Source organism: Vicinamibacterales bacterium (assembly GCA_041659285.1).
Classification (GTDB): Bacteria; Acidobacteriota; Vicinamibacteria; order Vicinamibacterales; family UBA2999; genus 12-FULL-67-14b.
Genome location: JBAZYO010000010.1, coordinates 195969 through 212077, shown reverse-complemented (window position 1 = coordinate 212077; position 16109 = coordinate 195969). Strand labels below are relative to the sequence as shown.

The window sequence follows — 16109 nt, the reverse complement described above, 5'->3', positions numbered from 1 at the left end:
GGCGAAGGGCCAGTGCAAAACGGGTCGCCTAACACGCCGCCCAACAAGCCGCTGCAACCGACGAGCGGCGGGGAGTTCTGACACCACAGATTGCTGAAACCGCCCGCTCGCGGTTGAGCGGCAAGGTGTTAGGCATCCAACAGTGCCACATCGTTCCATAACTTGCCCGACATGCGCAGGTAAACACCCGGTTGACCTCTCCGAGCCCCAACTCCGCGGGAAGGAACCGTTCGTATTCGCATGTCCAAGCCTGGACCGCCGATATCGACTCACCGGTTTTTCAATCGATACGCGCCGCAACTTCTTCCGCGGCGACTCCGGGGTTGTGAAACCCTACGCCGAAAGCGAACAAGCATCCCTTCGCGAGCAATTCGGGTCACGTCGGTTCGACGAGAAGTTCAAGCGCTGGCTGGGGATCGACTATCCGCCAATTGGCCTGATCGACGAGTACCCGGGCAAAATCGCGGAGATCATCAATTGTTACAGCATGGGTGACTGGTACCCGGCAGTTGTGTCAAGTTGTTGCTTGGCCGAGAGAATCCTGAATCGTTTAGTTCTGCAATGTCGCGCCCACTTTCGGTCACATCCGAAGTACAAGCTGGTCGCTCGACAGAATAGCTTTAACGATTGGGACCGGATGCTTGACGTCATTCACAGCTGGCAGTTGATTCCGCAGCGGGCCTTAGACCTACTTGAGGAGCTCCGGCCCGTTCGGCATCAAACGATTCATTACAACGAGGGGTACGATTTCGAGGCAATCGCACCTCGGGTCGTTAGCCAGTTGGTCGCGGCCGTCTCGGAGACCTTTGGTGTCCTAAACCGCAAGGACATCTATCTGGTCTTCGATGTCCCCGGTGAGGTCTGGGTACGATCCGATGCCGAGAAGTTGCCGTTCGTCAGGGAGTTCGTGTTTCCACATTGCTATCGCGCTCACGCCGTGCATGAGATCGATACCGCGAAGAAGCGAATTGTCGAGCGCCTCGGTAGAGTCGGGCCACTATCAGATGAAGAGTTCGTCGAATTGAGGCGCGAGTCTCAGAAACCGCGAACTGGAGATGCCTAACAGCGGCTGCACCCGACGGCTGCCGCAGAGACATCATTCCGGGTAGAATCGGCGGCGCGGCGGCCGCCGCGGGTGAGCCGCAGGCGTTAGGCCGCATACGCTTTGTACGACCAGGGACTGAGCTCCCAGTATGTCCGATTCATTATCCAACCTCGGCGGAGAAGCAGATCCCAGCTCATGGCACTTCGCTGCGCCACACGGACCCCTCCCGAATCCGGTTGGTCACACGTTCCCGCTATTGACTCACGACGCACATCGTGCGTGGCGCTTGATCGGAACGGGTTTCTACATCAGTGGCGATGGGCTGTTCGTAACGGCTCGTCATGTTATTGACGACATTCTCGATGGCGATCAGCAAATTGCACCACTCGCCATCATGCATCTGTGGTCCGAAAGTGGTCTCTTTGGGCCTGAGTCGTACCTGCTCCGTCCAATCATGCAGTGCTGGCTCGGCGATGGTGCGGATGTCGCCTTAGGTGCGGCCGCTCAAGCGACTAACACGACAACCGGCGCCGCCCTGTCCCATTGGAGCTGGCCGCTCTCATGGGAGATGCCTGCACTCGGCGCACCGGTCGCCACCTATGCGTTTCCCAATCACTCCATCGGTCACACGGCGACTGGGCAGCTCTTTCGATTTAGTCCGGACCTGTATCCAGGCGGCGTCCTGGAAATCGGCGACTTTCGCGACCAGCTGCTCGTTCCATATCCGTACATGCACGTTGGGTTTCAAATTCACGGAGCCGCTAGCGGTGGCCCCGTCGGTTCTAACACCGCCGGTGTCGTCGGGATCAATTGCCGGTTTATGGACCCAAGTGGCCCTGGCGTCGTCGCTCAGATTCGATGTCTCCAAGACGCCTTTCTCGACGATCTCATCCTCTTAGGAGAAACTGCTCCACGACGAGTTACGTTCACTGACCTCGTGCGCGCGGGCGCAGTTACGGCCAGGCATCATGTAGCAAATGCCGTTCCGACGCAGTCAGGGCACCTCGTCAGGTTAGATACGGTGCCGATAGCTGCCCGTGGGCCGACGCTGGAAATGTCGGTGTGGTCATAGCCATTGGCTTTCACTTGACGACGGCCTAACATGGCATGCAGCCGACAGCGCCGACGAGCGAGTGCGCCGCGGCTGATGCCCGTCGTTAGGCCGCTTCGCCACACTCGCGGTTCTTGTGGCATCGCTTATGGCCACCCACGTGACCAGGGTCCGACCGCGATGACTGTCAGTGACGAGGAGCGAAATGAGAGTCACCACGGGGAGTAAGCATTTGATATCCAGGCGCAGCGCACTGGCGCTGTTGGGCGCGAGTGTTGTCGTTCCCTTCGCCGCGTGCAAAGGGGCAGGCTCGTCTCAGGCCACCGTGGTCGGCAGCGCCAGCGGCGAAGCCCTGCACTACATGAGCCTCCGCGACGTGGCCCGCCGCATTGCAGCGCGCGAACAATCTCCTGTGGATCTCGCCCAGCGCATGCTGGATCGCATCGCGAAACTCGATCCCATCCTGAAGAGTTACGCGACGGTCACGCGTGACCAGGCCCTGGCTGACGCCCACGTTGCCGAGCAGGAGATACAGGCTGGCAAGTATCGTGGGCCACTGCACGGAGTGCCGAGCGCCGTGAAGGATCTCTGTTACACGAAGGGCGTCCGTACCATGGGCGGATCGGCTGTGTACAAGACATTCGTCCCGGACTTCGACGGCACCGTGGTATCGAGGCTCCACGCCGCGGGTGCGGTGTTGCTCGGCAAGCTGAATCTCACGGAAGGGGCGACGGCCGGTTACAGCCCCGCCTTCGATGTTCCTCGAAACCCTTGGAACACGGACTATTGGCCCGGCCTGTCCTCGAGCGGGGCAGGTGTCGCCGCAGCGGCCGGTCTGTGTTTTGCCGCGATTGGCACCGACACTGGTGGGTCAATTCGCTTTCCGTCGTCAGCCAACGGTGTCGTCGGCCTCAAGCCGACGTACGGGCGTGTCAGTCGATACGGGGTGCTGCCATTCGCCGAGTCCCTCGATCACGTCGGCCCGATGGCTCGCTCGGTCGCCGACGTGGCCATCATGTTCGACGCCATTGCCGGGCACGATCCCAGCGATCCCACGTCACTCGATGCGCCGCCGCCGAACGCGTTCAGAGAGCTCGGACAGAGCATTCGAGGTCTGCGGATTGGCATCGACCGCAAGTACGCCCTCGAGGGCGTGAACAGGGGCGACGCCGCGGCACTCGAGGAGGTACTGAAGGTGCTGGCCGGGCTCGGCGTGCAGATCGTGGATGTCCGCATGCCAGACCTGTCGTCGCTGCTGGATGTCTGGCAGACGATTGCGGGCGTGGAGATCGTGCAGGCGCACCATGCGACCTACCCGTCGCGAGCGAGCGAGTACGGTCCATACCTTCGCGAATTCCTCGACAGCGGCGCACGCCAGACGAGCGAACACCTTGCTCAGGCAAAGCGGGCGCGCGCGGCGTTGACTGCACAGTTCGCCAGTCTGCTCGACTCGGTGGATGCCATGGCATGCCCAGCGGGCGGATCTCCCGCCTGGCGCATCGCCAGAGAGACGCAGGTCGGCCCCCTGGGCGCCCTCCATGCAGCGTGGTCCGCTGCCGCGCCGAGGGCGATGGACTTCACGGGGCCGATGGATCTGGCCGGTACTCCGGCGATTTGCCTTCCGTCCGGCTTCTCAAGGGATGGACTACCCTACAGCATTCAGTTTGCCGGCCGCCGCCTCAGTGAGCCCCTGCTTTGTCGCATCGCCAGTGCGTACGAGGAGGCGACAGGCTGGCATGACCGTCATCCCAATGTCGACGCTCTTTGACCGGCCACGAATGCCACGACGCTGCCTAACTTCAACTGGAGCCGACGGCGCGTGCCCTTTGCGCGCCGCGGCTCAGTTGCAGCGTTAGGCCGACATCCGAAGATGCGAGAGGAGAATCGTGAGCACGGTATTCGTCAACATTGGACTTAGCCTCGATGGCTACATGGCACCGGAAGGAATGACCATGGAGAATCCCGGGTACAAGAACTGGGGTGCCAAGTGGGGTGCGCTGATGGCCTGGATCATCAATCAGCAGTACTTCCGCGAGAACCTCAAGTTCGGACCAGGGGGAGAGACCGGCCCGGTCAATGACCTGGTTCGCAGCACCTCAGAGCGCATCGGTGCCAACATTATGGGCAAGCGAATGTTCGACCAAGGCGAGCGCGCCTGGCCAGAGGAGGCTCCGTTTCACACACCGGTGTACGTTCTGACCAATGAGAAACGCGAACCTTGGGTGCGCCCCGGTGGGACGACCTTTTACTTCATCAATGGCGGGCCGGAGCGCGCCCTGGAGCTGGCTCGGGAATCCGCAGGCAGCCGTGATATTCGTATCGCGGGTGGAGCGGATGTAATCCAGCAATACCTGAACCTGGGTGTCGTCGACGAGCTGGAAATTGCCTTGGCACCCGTGTTGTTTGGCGGCGGGCGGCGTCTCTTCGAGAACCTACGCGAGCCTGGGCCGCAGTTTCGGATTGACAAGGTTCTTGATAGTCCAAGCGCCACACACTTGCGCTATGTGCGTCATTGAGGCGCGGCCTAACAGCCGCTGCAGCCGCCGCCTTCGCGACCGGAGACTCTTGTGTGAGTGAGGGGTTGACATGCGGTCACGAATCAGCTGGTTGGTCCTGGCTCCCCTGGTCTTCCTCATCGACCCGCACCTGGCCTTCGGACAAGGCTCAGAAGCCAGCGTGTCGATGACCTACACGGTCCTTCGCGATACCGAATCGGATTACACCTTCGGAGGAGTGTCTCTCGCCGGAACGCGCCGAGTGCGCCGCTGGGTGTGCGTTTCTGCCGAAGGCGCGTTCAGTGTTCATCACGAGGACTACTCCTCCTCGCAGGGCGGCACCTACGATTTTCGATATCAGTCAATCCAGGCTGGGCCCCGCGCGTCACCGCTCACGGGCCGGGTTCAACCCTACGCTGAGCTGCTGGCAGGTGTCACGCGCCTGGGCATCTGGGAGCGCCGGCTCGACAACACTGGAGGATGGGGTTCGCCGACGTTCTCGGTACAGCCGGGACTCGGCGTTGACCTTTTCATCACCCGACGCGTGGCGGCGCGGCTAGGAGGCGACCTGCGCCTACTCTTCAGGCATGACAATCGCTTCGACACGGACTATCGCACAACGTTGTACCGGCTCAACGTCGGACTGGCGCTTCATCTGGGTGGGTCGTAGGAGAGTGGACGAGTGAGTGGTGCCGTCGAACACGCGAATGGATCCGGCGCGCTGACTGTCTTATGAATGGCGTCACAGAGGCGCGCGGCTCATTCGCAGCCGTTAGGCGCCAACTCGCTAAGTCCGGACCCATAGGCAACAGGAGTAGAATCGGCCTATGCCACACCGCATCACGCGCGAGCGGATGATCGAGGCGATCCGTGAACTGCCCGAAGGAGCCTCCGTCGATGACGCCATTGAACGCTTGGTGTTTCTGGCGAAGATCGAGGAAGGCCTGGCGCAGCTCGACCGGGGTGAAGGCATTCCCCACACCGAGGTCAAGCAGCGTCTCGGGCTGTGACCGAGCTCACTTGGTCTCCGCGCTCGGTTGCGGATCTCGAAGAGATTCGCACGTTCATTGAGGCCGACTCGCCGGCCTGGGCAGACTTGACCGTCCGTCGTGTGGTTGCCGCGGTCGAACGCCTTCAACAGTTTCCTGATTCGGGACGTATGGTGCCGGAGCGGCACTCGCCCGATCTGAGAGAAGTCATTTCCGGCAACTTTCGCATCGTGTATCGACGACGAACGACTACCGTGGAGATCGCAACGGTGTTTCGATGGTCGCGCGATTTCTCCGCGCTAACTGACAGTCATTCTGTCTAGGCCGACGGCGGAAATGCGATGAAACGCATCTGGACGATCATTGGCGTCAGCGACGTCCCCGGCAGCTGCAAATGGTACCAGGCGATCTTTGGCCAGCCCGAGACGCCTCCGGGCCATGACCACTTTGGTCAGATCCTGGATACGGATGGAACGGTCTTGCTCTGCCTCCACCAGTGGGGCGCGCACGAGCATCCCTCCTTGATGAGTCCGGACGAGGTGCCACCTGGCAACGGGCTCCTCTTGTTCTTCCGCGTCGACGATTTCGACCTGGCACTCAAGCGAGCACGCGCTCTCGTCACCCGGCTCGAAGAGGAACCGCACGTGAACCCGAACACTCGAACAAGGGAGTTCTCACTCCGGGATCCGGACGGATACTACGTCACAATGAGTGCGCTCTCGGCGCCACCTCCCGCGAAAAGACGGCCTCGCCTGGCGTCGCTTCCGATCCAGGCCCGCCGCTGAATCCGAACGTTCACGGCCGGCGAGCGATCTAGAATCCGGGAAGTCAATCCACCTGAAAGGCTTCCACATGTCCCTCCGTCGCCCGCTTGCCGCTTCGCTCGTCGCCGCCGTGCTCCTGGTCGCGGCGCCAGGTGCCCAAGACAACGCGGCGCCGCCGCCCATTCGGGGCTTTTCGCCGGACGGCTCGCTGGCCCAGCGGGCGACCGAGCGTCGCCTGCGCGAGTTGCCACGGGCCGAGTCAATCAAGGCGTGGCACCGCTACTTCACGGCGCAGCCGCACCCGGCCACCTCGCCACGCACCCGCGAGATCGCCAACTACATCGCGGCGCAGTGGAAGGCGCAAGGGCTGGACGATGTCGTGATCCGGAGGTACGACGTGCTGTCGTCCAATCCGAGGAAAGTTCGCGCCGAACTCATCGCGCCAGTGCGGTACGTGCCGTCGCTGCGGGAGGATCCCTACCAGGAAGACCCGGACTCTTCCCAGAAGGCCATCAGCGGCGCGTGGCTGTCGTTCTCCGCGTCCGGAGACGTCACCGCGCCGGTGGTCTACGCCAACAGCGGGAATCCCGCCGACTACGACGAACTCCGCCGCAATGGCATCGATCCCAAGGGCAAGATCGTCATCGTCCGTTATTCCAACCCCTACAGCTATCGCGGATTCAAGGCCCTCACCGCCGAGCGGGAGGGCGCTGCCGCGATGATTGTCTACTCGGACCCGCAACAGGACGGATACACCCAGGGCGAAGCGTTTCCCAAGGGACCATGGGGACCGGCGAGCCACCTGCAGCGAGGTGGCATCGCCTACGACTACATGGTCCCCGGCGATCCGCTGACGCCGGGCTGGGCGTCCACGCCCGGGGCCAGGCGCATCCCGGTTGGCGACGCGGTCTCAGTGCCGAAGATCATGGCCTTGCCGATGTCGTATCGCGACATTCAGCCCATCCTTGAAAAGCTCGGCGGGCCGCCGGCGCCGGCCGAGTGGAAGGGCGCCCTGCCGATCGAGTATCGACTCGGCGGCGAGGTGGCGCGCATGCACCTGCAGATCGACATGCGCACCGACGTGCAGCCGAACTACGTGGTGGAAGGACGCATCACCGGCAGTGAGCTGCCCGACGAGTGGGTGGTGCTTGGCAACCACCACGACGCCTGGGTATTTGGCGGCGTCGATCCCTCGAGCGGCACGGCCTCGATGATGGAGCTCACCAAGGCGTTGGGGCGGCTCAAACAGGAAGGCACCCGCCCCAAGCGGACGCTGGTGTTCTGCGCCTGGGACGGCGAGGAGGTCACGCTGACCGGGTCCACCGAATGGGGCGAGCAGTTTGCCGCCGAGCTCAAGCAGAAGGCGGTCGCCTACCTGAACGTCGATTCGTCCGCGTCCGGACCGCGGCTCGACCTGTCGGCGGTGGGGTCGCTGGCGCCGATGGTGGTGGACCTGACCAAGGAGCTCCGCGACCCGTCCGGCATCTCGCTTTACGAAGCGTGGCGACGCCCGGAAGGCGAGAGCGACGGCCCGAAGGAGGGGACGCTGCCGGACCAGGCGCTGGCCGTCACGAAGATCGGCAGCGGGTCGGATCACACGGTGTTCATCAATCACGTCGGCCTGCCGGTGATCGAGATGGGGTTCAACGGCCCGTACGGCGTATACCACTCCGCCTACGACAGTCACTACTGGGTCAACCAGATCGGGGATCCCGGTTACCGCTACCACCAGTTAATGACCGAGCTCTGGGGCTCGATGGCGTTGCGACTGGCGAATGCGGAGCTGCTGCCGTTGGATGTGGAGTCGTACGCCGCATCGATTCGAGATTTCGTCCGCAACCTCGACGCGATCGCCGGCGTGCGCGATCACCTCGAGGTCTCGCGACTGGTCACTGGGGTGAAGGCGCTTCGCGCATCGGGCCGGAAGTTGAACTTCCGCCTGGAGTCGGTCCTGGCGTCTGGCGGGCCAACCCGCGAAGTGGCCGGCCGCGTCAACCGCAGCCTGCGGCAGTTCGAGCAGAACTGGTTGCATGAGGAGGGGATTCCCGGTCGTTCGTGGTTCAAGCACCTGCTCTACGCACCGCGCTACACCTATGCCGCCATGACCCTGCCGGGCATCACCGAAGCCGCCGAACAGGGTGACTGGACGCGCGCGGCCGCCCAGCTCTCGCTCGTCGCCGACGCGCTGGCGCGCAACACCGCGCTCGCCGACGCCGCGGCCGCGGACCTGCCGCCGGGCGCTGCTCCCACGTCTCTCGAATCCCGACTGCGACAGGTGCGCGACCAGGTCGATGGCCGCATGGCGGTGTACGTCGAGAACGTCGCGACCGGCGAGCGCGTGGCCATCGATGCCGATTCGCCCTACGAGACCTTCAGCGTGATCAAGGTGCCGCTGATGGCGGCCGTGCTCGAGCGCGTGCGCGAGGGCCGGCTGTCGCTCTCGGATCGCATCACGCTGACGGCCGACCAGCGGCGGATCCCGTCGGGCGTGCTCTACGCCCTCGACGCCGGCCTCCAGCCGACCGTCAAGGACCTTCTCACGTTGATGATCGTCATCAGCGACAACGAAGCCACCGACGCGCTGGGCGACCTGGTGGGCCGGGAGGAAGTGACGCGCTTCATGGCGCGCCTGGGTTTGCCCAACACCATGCTGCGGTTCTCCGATCTCGAGTGGGATCGACGCTGGCTGTCTCAGTTGGATCCCACCTATCGGGACGCCGGTGGCGATCGCACGGTCGAGTTTCCGTTTGCGAAGTATGGCGACGCCGCCGTTGGCGAGGCGTTTCGCAAGGTCATCGAAGACACCGGCCTCTACTTCGGCCGGAGCACGGCGCGGGAAACGGGGCGGCTGTTCTCGCTGATGGCCAGGGGCGAGCTGGTGTCGAAGGATGCCTCCGCGCTCATGGTGTCAATCCTCAAGCGCCAGCAGGTGAACAACCGCTTTCCGCGCTACCTGGGCGCGGATGTCGAGGTGGCACACAAGACCGGTGACGGGCAGCCGTGGGTGGCCAACGATGCCGGCATCCTCTGGGTGAAGGGGACGCCGATCGTGCTCGTGGCCTTCGCCGGCCACCATCGCGGCACCACCGAGGAGGTTCACGAGGCCGAGGCTCGCATCGCCGCCATCGTCGCCGACTACTTCGGCGGGACGGTCGACGCCTCGGCGATTCGTCCGCCGGAACGCCGATGATCGTAACTGGCTACGGCGCGAGCCGGTTGTATTTCCGTAGGGCAGTACGTAACCGGTCGTGCGGCAAGGCGTGCACGCGGTTGCCGTCGCGACCCGTCATCGTCTCGGCCGCCACGACCGCATTGATGATTGCTTCCTCGGTGGCCTGAATCGCTCCCTGGAACAGCGGGTCGATGGCGTCGTTCGACAGCATCGTCACAGCCGCGGTGGCCGGTTTGTCGTAGGTGCCGGGATTGGCCGTTGAGAACGCCAGGAAGATGTCGCCTGAGCCGTTCCCGCCGCTGCCGCCGACGCGCGCGACGCCCAGCCCCGCGCGCTGCGCCAGCCTCCGTAGCTGGTGCGGAAGCAGCGGCGCGCTGGTGGCAATGACGACGATGATCGAGCCCGACTCGGGAGCCTCGCCCTGGGCCGCGCGCGGGCGACCGGTCTCGGGCATCAGGTCCGGAATCTCTTGCCCGACCGGCACGCCGGCGACGAGCAACTGCGGGCGCCGGCCGAAGTTGGCCTGCACCAGCGCGCCCACGGTGTAGGCGGCGCCGCCGGCGGTGACCACGCGCGAGGCGCTGCCGGTGCCGCCCTTGAAGCCGAACGCGATCATGCCGGTGCCGCCGCCGACGTTGCCTTCGGGCACCGCGCCGGACCTGGCGCCATCGAGCGCGGCCAGCACGTGCTCGCGCTTCACGTGAAAACCGAGGATGTCGTTGAGCGTGCCGTCGTAGGTCTCGGCCGCGACCGGCAGCGGCACGATGTCCGAATAGCGCGCCATCCACTCCACCGCGGTGTCACGCGCCACGCCGACGCTGTGCGTGTTGGTGATGAGGATCGGCCCTTCGAGAAACCCGCCCTCGGTGATCCAGGTGGTGCCGGTCATCTCGCCGTTACCGTTGAGCGTGTGCCAGCCGGCAAACACGTTGTCGCCGGATCGGCCGCGCGGCAACACCGCGGTGACACCGGTGCGGACCGGCCCCTTCCCGCGCGCCAGCGCGCCCTCGCCCGTGATGATCGTCGCCACGCCCACCTCGACCCCGGCGACATCCGTGATGGCGTTGAGCGGACCGGCGGTGCCGTCGAACGGCACGCCGACCTCGCGTGCGCGCGGCCGGCCCGCAGGGTCCTGGCGTCCCGCGAGCGTGATCACCTGTCCGGGCCTGGCGCCCGTCGTGCGGGGCTCGTCCCACACCAGCGTGCCGTTGACCCACACGTTGCGGATGCCCGTGGCCAGCTTGAACGGCTCGGTGAACGTGCTGTTGTCGATCACCGTGGCCGGGTCGAACAGTACGAGGTCGGCCCACGCGCCGGGCTTGACCACGCCGCGGTCGCTCAGCTTGAGGCGCGACGCGGGGAGCGAGGTCATCTTCCTGATGGCGTCTTCCAGCGTCAGCCACTGGCGCTCGCGCACGAAGCGCCCGAGCACGCGGGGAAACGAACCGGCGCCGCGGGGATGACGGAAGCCGATGCCGCCGTCGCTCGACACCATGGTCCAGGGCCAGCGATAGAACGCGCGAATGTCGTCGTCCATCATCGAGGTGCAGACGACGGAGGCGCCGCCATCCTTCACGATCTGGATGAAGAGCGCGACCGGCGTCAGGCCCTGGTCCTTCGCCACGGCGGCCAGCGTCTTGAACTCGTACTCGGGATGCGGGGCGTGCCGCGTGATGAGGACGTTGGCCGCGCCACCGACATCGGCCAGGCCCTTGGCGACGTCGGCGGGATCGTCGTAGCGCTTGCTGGGGATGAGCACGGTGATGGTCGACGACCAGGCGTTGTAGGGATAGGCGTCGGCGGTGACGTCGAGGCCCCGGGCCCGCGCGGCCTCGAACAGACGCAGCGCCTCCCCGGCCTGCCCCCACACGCCCACGGTGCCGAGCTTGATGTGCGTGTTCTGCACGGCCACCTTCGCCTCTTCGGCAATGGTCACCACTTCCCGCATCGAGTCGAAGGCCTTGTCGGCCTCGTCACGGATGTGCGAAATGTAGAAGCCGCCGAGCCGTCCCGCCACCCGCGCGAGGGCCACCACTTCGGCGGTGGCGGCGTAGCTGCCGACCTCGTACTCGAGGCCGGAGGAGAGGGCGACGGCCCCCTCGCGCATGCCCTGCTCGACGAGCGCCTCCATCCGCGCCAGTTCCTCCGGGCGCGCGACGCGCTTGAAGTCATCACCCATGACGCGTTGTCGCACGGTGGCGTGGCCCACGGCCGTGAGCACGTTGACCGACGCCGGCTCGCGTCGCAGCCGGCCCAGGTAGTCGCCAATCGGCCAGGGCGAACTGCCGTCCTGCCCGACGACGAGGGTGGTAATGCCCTGCGAGACCTGGCTCGCCGCCAGCGGCTCGGTCAACAGTCCGTCGGTCGAGTGGTTGTGGGTGTCGATGAACCCGGGCGCGAGCACCAGCCCGCGCGCGTCAATGACGCGGTCGCGGCCGGCGGGCTGGACGTCGCCGACTTCCGCAATGCGGCCATCGACGACGCGGACCGCGGCCCGTCGTGAGGGTGCGCCGGTGCCGTCAATGACGTTGGCGTTCACGATCACGAAGGACGTGGCCGACTGCGCGATCGCGGCCGGCATCGGCTGCCACACGGCGAGCACGCACAAAGGAAGGGCGCGCCACAGGCGGCGCGCCATGAGTCGGGTGGAGTCAGCAGGCGTCGAGCGTATCGGCAAGGTGGGCGATCCTTTCAAGGGCTTTGACCAGCGCGCGTAGGCTGACCGATTCTACGCCGGGCTGGTATGTGAACCATGTTGATGTGATGGTGTCGGAATGGCACCGTCCGCCTAATCACGAATTTCCAGGCAATTGACGCCGGCGCCAGATTCCCTGCTGCGGATGCCACCAAAGCCAAGTAAAACACAGCCGCAGATGGACTTGCCGACGAATCGAATTGCCGCCATGATGCGCGGGGGTGGAGTGTGGCTCCGAAGTGGCAGGATCAGCTCAACGGGCGTCGGACGAGCAATTGGCGCCAGACACCCATATAAAGTTAGCTGGCGATCGAGGACAACCGACACACACTTCGTGTCCCTCATACTAAGTACTGGACCAATGCAGAACCGGTCGCCGAGTAGGCGGTGGTCGATGAAATCCTCATCATGAGTAACGCGGACGCCATTCCAGGACTCGCCGGGGCACGCCGCCAGCAAGTGGCGGCCGGCCTCTGGGCTGCTTGGCAGCAAGACCACCGGAGTGCAGCGCTGCTGACGGGGTTTTCCGGGCTGGGCAAGACGGAACAGGTGGTCCGTCCGCTGGTCGCTCGCGCTAAGGGGCAGGGTGCGCCGGCCGTTCTCATTGATGTGCCGCTTCACCCGACAGACCTAGAAGCGGAACTTACGGGTCGCCTCGTGGAGGAACTGCGAGCGAGCGGCGACGGCGAGCTGGCGGAGTCGATAAAGGCCGAGCCCAGCTTCGCGTCAGCACTCAGATCACTTCTGCGTCAGGGCGCACTGGTCGTCGTCGATGAGTTCCAGCGGGTACTCGAACCAGCCAGCGGAAAACCAATCGAGCCTTTGGGGGAAAAGATCCGCAGGATCGCGCAGCGCGCCGCAGATGGCGGCTGCCTGTGGCTCGTATCAGGTCGAGATGTGGATCCGGGGTGGACCGAGTCGTTCTACACCACACAGCTCGAAGCACCGCCGGAGCTGGAGGATCAGGAACGGATCGTGCTCGACGCGCTCGCGACGGCCGACGCGGAAGAGCGGTTTCCTATGGATCGCAGGGTGGAGGTAGTTCGGCGATTGGGCGCAAACCCGCGCCTGCTCCGGCTGTTGGGGCACCTGCTCCGCCACTACGCTCTCGGGGAGCTGCTCGGCCCACCGGGCGATTTACCTGAAGCGCCGGTCGAACCTCGGCTAACCGAGGGGATCGAACGCGACTTGCTGGCGAAGGCGACGGAAGGTCTCTCTGCCAGAGCAGCCTTGCTCCAACGTGATCTTTGCGTGCTGCGCGACCCGGAGCAATGGGACGTTGTAGAGGCGATCGGAGTCGCTCTTGGTGACGTGCGCGCACTCGCGCGTGAGCTTCGTGAGCGGTACCTCTTGAATGTCCACGCGAACCGTTATCACCTCCACCCCATAGTCAGGGAAGTCGAAGGCCCTCGGCTGCGCGGCGATGGAGCCGCGTGGCGAGACGCCCATCGGCGCGCTGGAACTTGGTACGCTCGTCCCCTTCGCGCGACCGATCGGCACATACTCGACGACGCGCAACTCGCGCTTCGTCTCGCCGGAGCACGCTATCACCTGGTAGAAGCGCGGGCGACGGACGAGCTCCGCGAAGTAACGCGCGCGGTGAAGAGCTATGTCGATCGAAAATACGGGTGGGGGTCCAGGCGCCCGGCTGATGGTGCCGAGCGCGACGCGCAGATCTCGTTGTTGGAGACATATCTTGAAGAGCCGGGACCCGCCGCTGTCGAGTACACATACTCGAAACTGCTCAAGGCTCGCGGCGCGCCTGGAGACGTGGAAAAGGCGTTGCCGCACGCGCAGAGCGGGACCGCACACCAAGACCATTCCCAGCCATGGGTATTGTGGATCAAGATCGTTCGCGAGGTGGAGGGCCTCGATGCCGCGTTGGCAGCGGCGACAACTGCAGCTCAGAGAGTCGAGCCATCAAGGGGGCTCTATTCTATCTATCAGCTCTTAGGCGCGGTGTTGGTCCAGCTCGGTAGAGCCGAAGATGCCGTTCAGGCACTCCTGGATGGCGCTGCAAGGACTGGTCACGTCTACGTTCAGCGGCTCATTGAGGAGGCGCTGCAATTTGCCGCAGCAGATTCATCTATTGATCTCCTTCGGCGCGTGTGTGATTGGGCAAACAACAATCAACAGATCAGTCCTTCCAACACGCTCGCACCTACACTAGCGCTGGCTCAGGTGTTGATCTTTGAACATCAAGCGGATTGGAGACGAGCGGCTGAAGCAGCGCAGAAGTCCCGCGATCTTCATCCAACCTATCTGCACCTCGCGCTCCACGAAGCTCTGTGTTGGCTGGGTTCAGGAGAACCAGATAATGCGCAACTGGCACTGAACCGTTTCCCGATTCCTTGGAAGTACGATTCCCGAGACGGCAACGTGTGGCTTGCTGGGTTCGTGGCGTTGCAGCTGCGTGATTTGCCGCGTGCGTCGAAGTTCCTCGGCACCTACCTTGCTGCTAGCGGCCCCACCTCGGAAGCTGGTATCCGTGCCGCCCTGCTGCGTGAGTGGGATCACCGCGTCGCCACGGTGGGTGAGCCGAATCCAGCGCTCGCGTTTCCGATGTTGCCCCGATCGATTACCGGGCTCGAAGGCAACGTGTGGCGACCGCAGTATGGCCCTCCCGTTCTGCCGCAGCATCAGGGCCAACCGCATCAGCACGCCACGAGTCATGGCGACGGGCTCCAAGTTCTCGCCGTCGCGACCGAATGGGACTCGGGTCACGGCGGCCTCAGCACGTTCAACCGACAGCTCTGCCGCGCGCTGGCCTCCGCCGGCGCGCGGGTTGTCTGCGTCGTACTTGACGCGCCCTCCGGAGTAACGCGGAACGTCGACGGCGTCACGCTGGTCGGCGCAGTTCGTACGCCAGGACGGTCCGATCACGAGGCGCTCTCGCGCAGGCCGGTGCTACCGGGCGGATTCACGCCGAAGTTCATCATCGGACACGGTCGCGTGACGGGTCCGGCGGCCAAAGTCCTGGCCGAGGACCAGTTTCCGGCAGCGAAGCGGCTCCACTTCGTTCACATGGCACCAGACGAGATCGAGTGGTTCAAGCTCGACCGGCACGACGATGCCGCAGCCCGCGCCGAAGAGCGGCAGCAGGTCGAACTTGATCTCGGCCGTAGCGCCGCCCGCGTCGTCGCGGTCGGCCCTCGCCTTCACAACCGGTGTCTGCGAGATTTCTCCGCCTACAATATTCCGCCGCCCCTGCGACTGGACCCTGGTTTCGACGCGCCGAATGCCGAGGCACGTACACCTCCGCCGGGCGAGCCGTGGATGATCCTGCTCCTAGGGCGGCTAGAAGATGATCACTTGAAAGGCCTCGATATCGCAGCCCGCGCGGTTGGGCTGGCAGTCGATCGCGGTACTGTGGCTCCCCTTGAGCTCGTGGTTCGAGGTGCACAGCCTGACACCTCGGACGAGCTTCGACGCAACCTGCGTGAATGGTCCGGAGTGCCCGCTCTGCATATCGTCGTTCGTCCGTACACAACGGACATCGAGCGCCTCGACGCTGACCTCCGGCGGGCGAGCGTGCTCGTCATGCCGTCGCGTTCGGAGGGCTTCGGGCTCGTGGGACTGGAAGCAATCGCCGCTGGGACCCCCGTGCTGGTGAGTTCTGAGAGCGGGCTCGGTGCGCTGCTCCGCGAAGCCCTCGAACCGGAGCAGGCCACGCGTCTCGTAGTTCCGATGTCGGGTGACGACGCTCAGGATGGAGAACAGTGGGGTCGCACTGTCGAGGCGATGCTGCGAGATCGCGAGGCAGCTTTTCGACGAGCAGCCGAAGTGCGAACACTCCTAGGTAATCAGAAGACGTGGGCCGCTGCTGCTGCTGGCCTCCTAGCAGAGCTCCGCGACGTGCTTGTCGGCGGCGGATGACTGACTCATTTGGACGTGGGTT

At 64.5% G+C, this 16109-nt stretch carries 11 protein-coding genes; 10 read left to right on the top strand and 1 reads right to left on the bottom strand.

The window, feature by feature from the left end; genetic code table 11:
* Positions 1-325 precede the first annotated feature (325 nt).
* From WC815_17045 to WC815_17005, 9 genes are all read left to right on the top strand, one after another.
* Positions 326-1063 carry a hypothetical protein gene (locus WC815_17045; protein MFA5910493.1) on the top strand — a complete coding sequence of 246 codons (738 nt, stop codon included), beginning with the start codon at positions 326-328 and terminating at the stop codon, positions 1061-1063.
* A gap of 268 nt (positions 1064-1331) precedes the next feature.
* Positions 1332-2117: a hypothetical protein gene (locus WC815_17040; protein MFA5910492.1), complete on the top strand. Its 786-nt coding sequence runs from the start codon at positions 1332-1334 to the stop codon at positions 2115-2117.
* Positions 2118-2301: 184 nt separating this feature from the next.
* Positions 2302-3864, top strand: a complete 1563-nt coding sequence (locus tag WC815_17035) for an amidase (GenBank protein MFA5910491.1) — start codon at positions 2302-2304, stop codon at positions 3862-3864.
* A 118-nt stretch (positions 3865-3982) separates the two neighbouring features.
* A complete protein-coding gene (locus WC815_17030) occupies positions 3983-4612 on the top strand; it encodes a dihydrofolate reductase family protein (protein MFA5910490.1) in 630 nt (209 codons plus the stop codon).
* A gap of 70 nt (positions 4613-4682) precedes the next feature.
* On the top strand, positions 4683-5261 hold the full coding sequence (locus tag WC815_17025) for a hypothetical protein (GenBank protein MFA5910489.1): 579 nt from the start codon (positions 4683-4685) through the stop codon (positions 5259-5261).
* Between the two features lie 157 nt (positions 5262-5418).
* Positions 5419-5601 (top strand): hypothetical protein, encoded by a 183-nt coding sequence (locus tag WC815_17020; protein MFA5910488.1) that lies wholly within the window; start codon positions 5419-5421, stop codon positions 5599-5601.
* On the top strand, positions 5598-5903 hold the full coding sequence (locus WC815_17015) for a type II toxin-antitoxin system RelE/ParE family toxin (protein ID MFA5910487.1): 306 nt from the start codon (positions 5598-5600) through the stop codon (positions 5901-5903). Before WC815_17020 ends, WC815_17015 begins: the two co-directional genes overlap by 4 nt.
* Before the next feature lie 18 nt (positions 5904-5921).
* Entirely contained in the window at positions 5922-6365 is a 444-nt protein-coding gene (locus WC815_17010) for a VOC family protein (GenBank protein MFA5910486.1), read from the top strand.
* Positions 6366-6432: 67 nt separating this feature from the next.
* Positions 6433-9534, top strand: a complete 3102-nt coding sequence (locus tag WC815_17005) for a serine hydrolase (GenBank protein MFA5910485.1) — start codon at positions 6433-6435, stop codon at positions 9532-9534.
* Between the two features lie 10 nt (positions 9535-9544).
* Here the strand turns inward: WC815_17005 and WC815_17000 are convergent, their stop codons facing one another.
* Positions 9545-12154 carry a P1 family peptidase gene (locus WC815_17000; protein ID MFA5910484.1) on the bottom strand — a complete coding sequence of 870 codons (2610 nt, stop codon included), beginning with the start codon at positions 12152-12154 and terminating at the stop codon, positions 9545-9547.
* Between the two features lie 444 nt (positions 12155-12598).
* Between WC815_17000 and WC815_16995 the strand changes: the two genes are divergently transcribed.
* Positions 12599-16087, top strand: a complete 3489-nt coding sequence (locus tag WC815_16995) for a glycosyltransferase (GenBank protein ID MFA5910483.1) — start codon at positions 12599-12601, stop codon at positions 16085-16087.
* Positions 16088-16109 lie beyond the last annotated feature (22 nt).

What these genes read in the sequence shown, in the direction of transcription:
- WC815_17035 (MFA5910491.1), top strand. Translation starts at nt 2,302, where the DNA reads ATGAGAGTCACCACGGGGAGTAAGCATTTGATATCCAGGCGCAGCGCA.
- WC815_17025 (MFA5910489.1), top strand. Translation starts at nt 4,683, where the DNA reads ATGCGGTCACGAATCAGCTGGTTGGTCCTGGCTCCCCTGGTCTTCCTC.
- WC815_17020 (MFA5910488.1), top strand. Translation starts at nt 5,419, where the DNA reads ATGCCACACCGCATCACGCGCGAGCGGATGATCGAGGCGATCCGTGAA.
- WC815_17010 (MFA5910486.1), top strand. Translation starts at nt 5,922, where the DNA reads ATGAAACGCATCTGGACGATCATTGGCGTCAGCGACGTCCCCGGCAGC.
- WC815_17005 (MFA5910485.1), top strand. Translation starts at nt 6,433, where the DNA reads ATGTCCCTCCGTCGCCCGCTTGCCGCTTCGCTCGTCGCCGCCGTGCTC.
- WC815_17000 (MFA5910484.1), bottom strand. Translation starts at nt 12,154, where the DNA reads ATGGCGCGCCGCCTGTGGCGCGCCCTTCCTTTGTGCGTGCTCGCCGTG.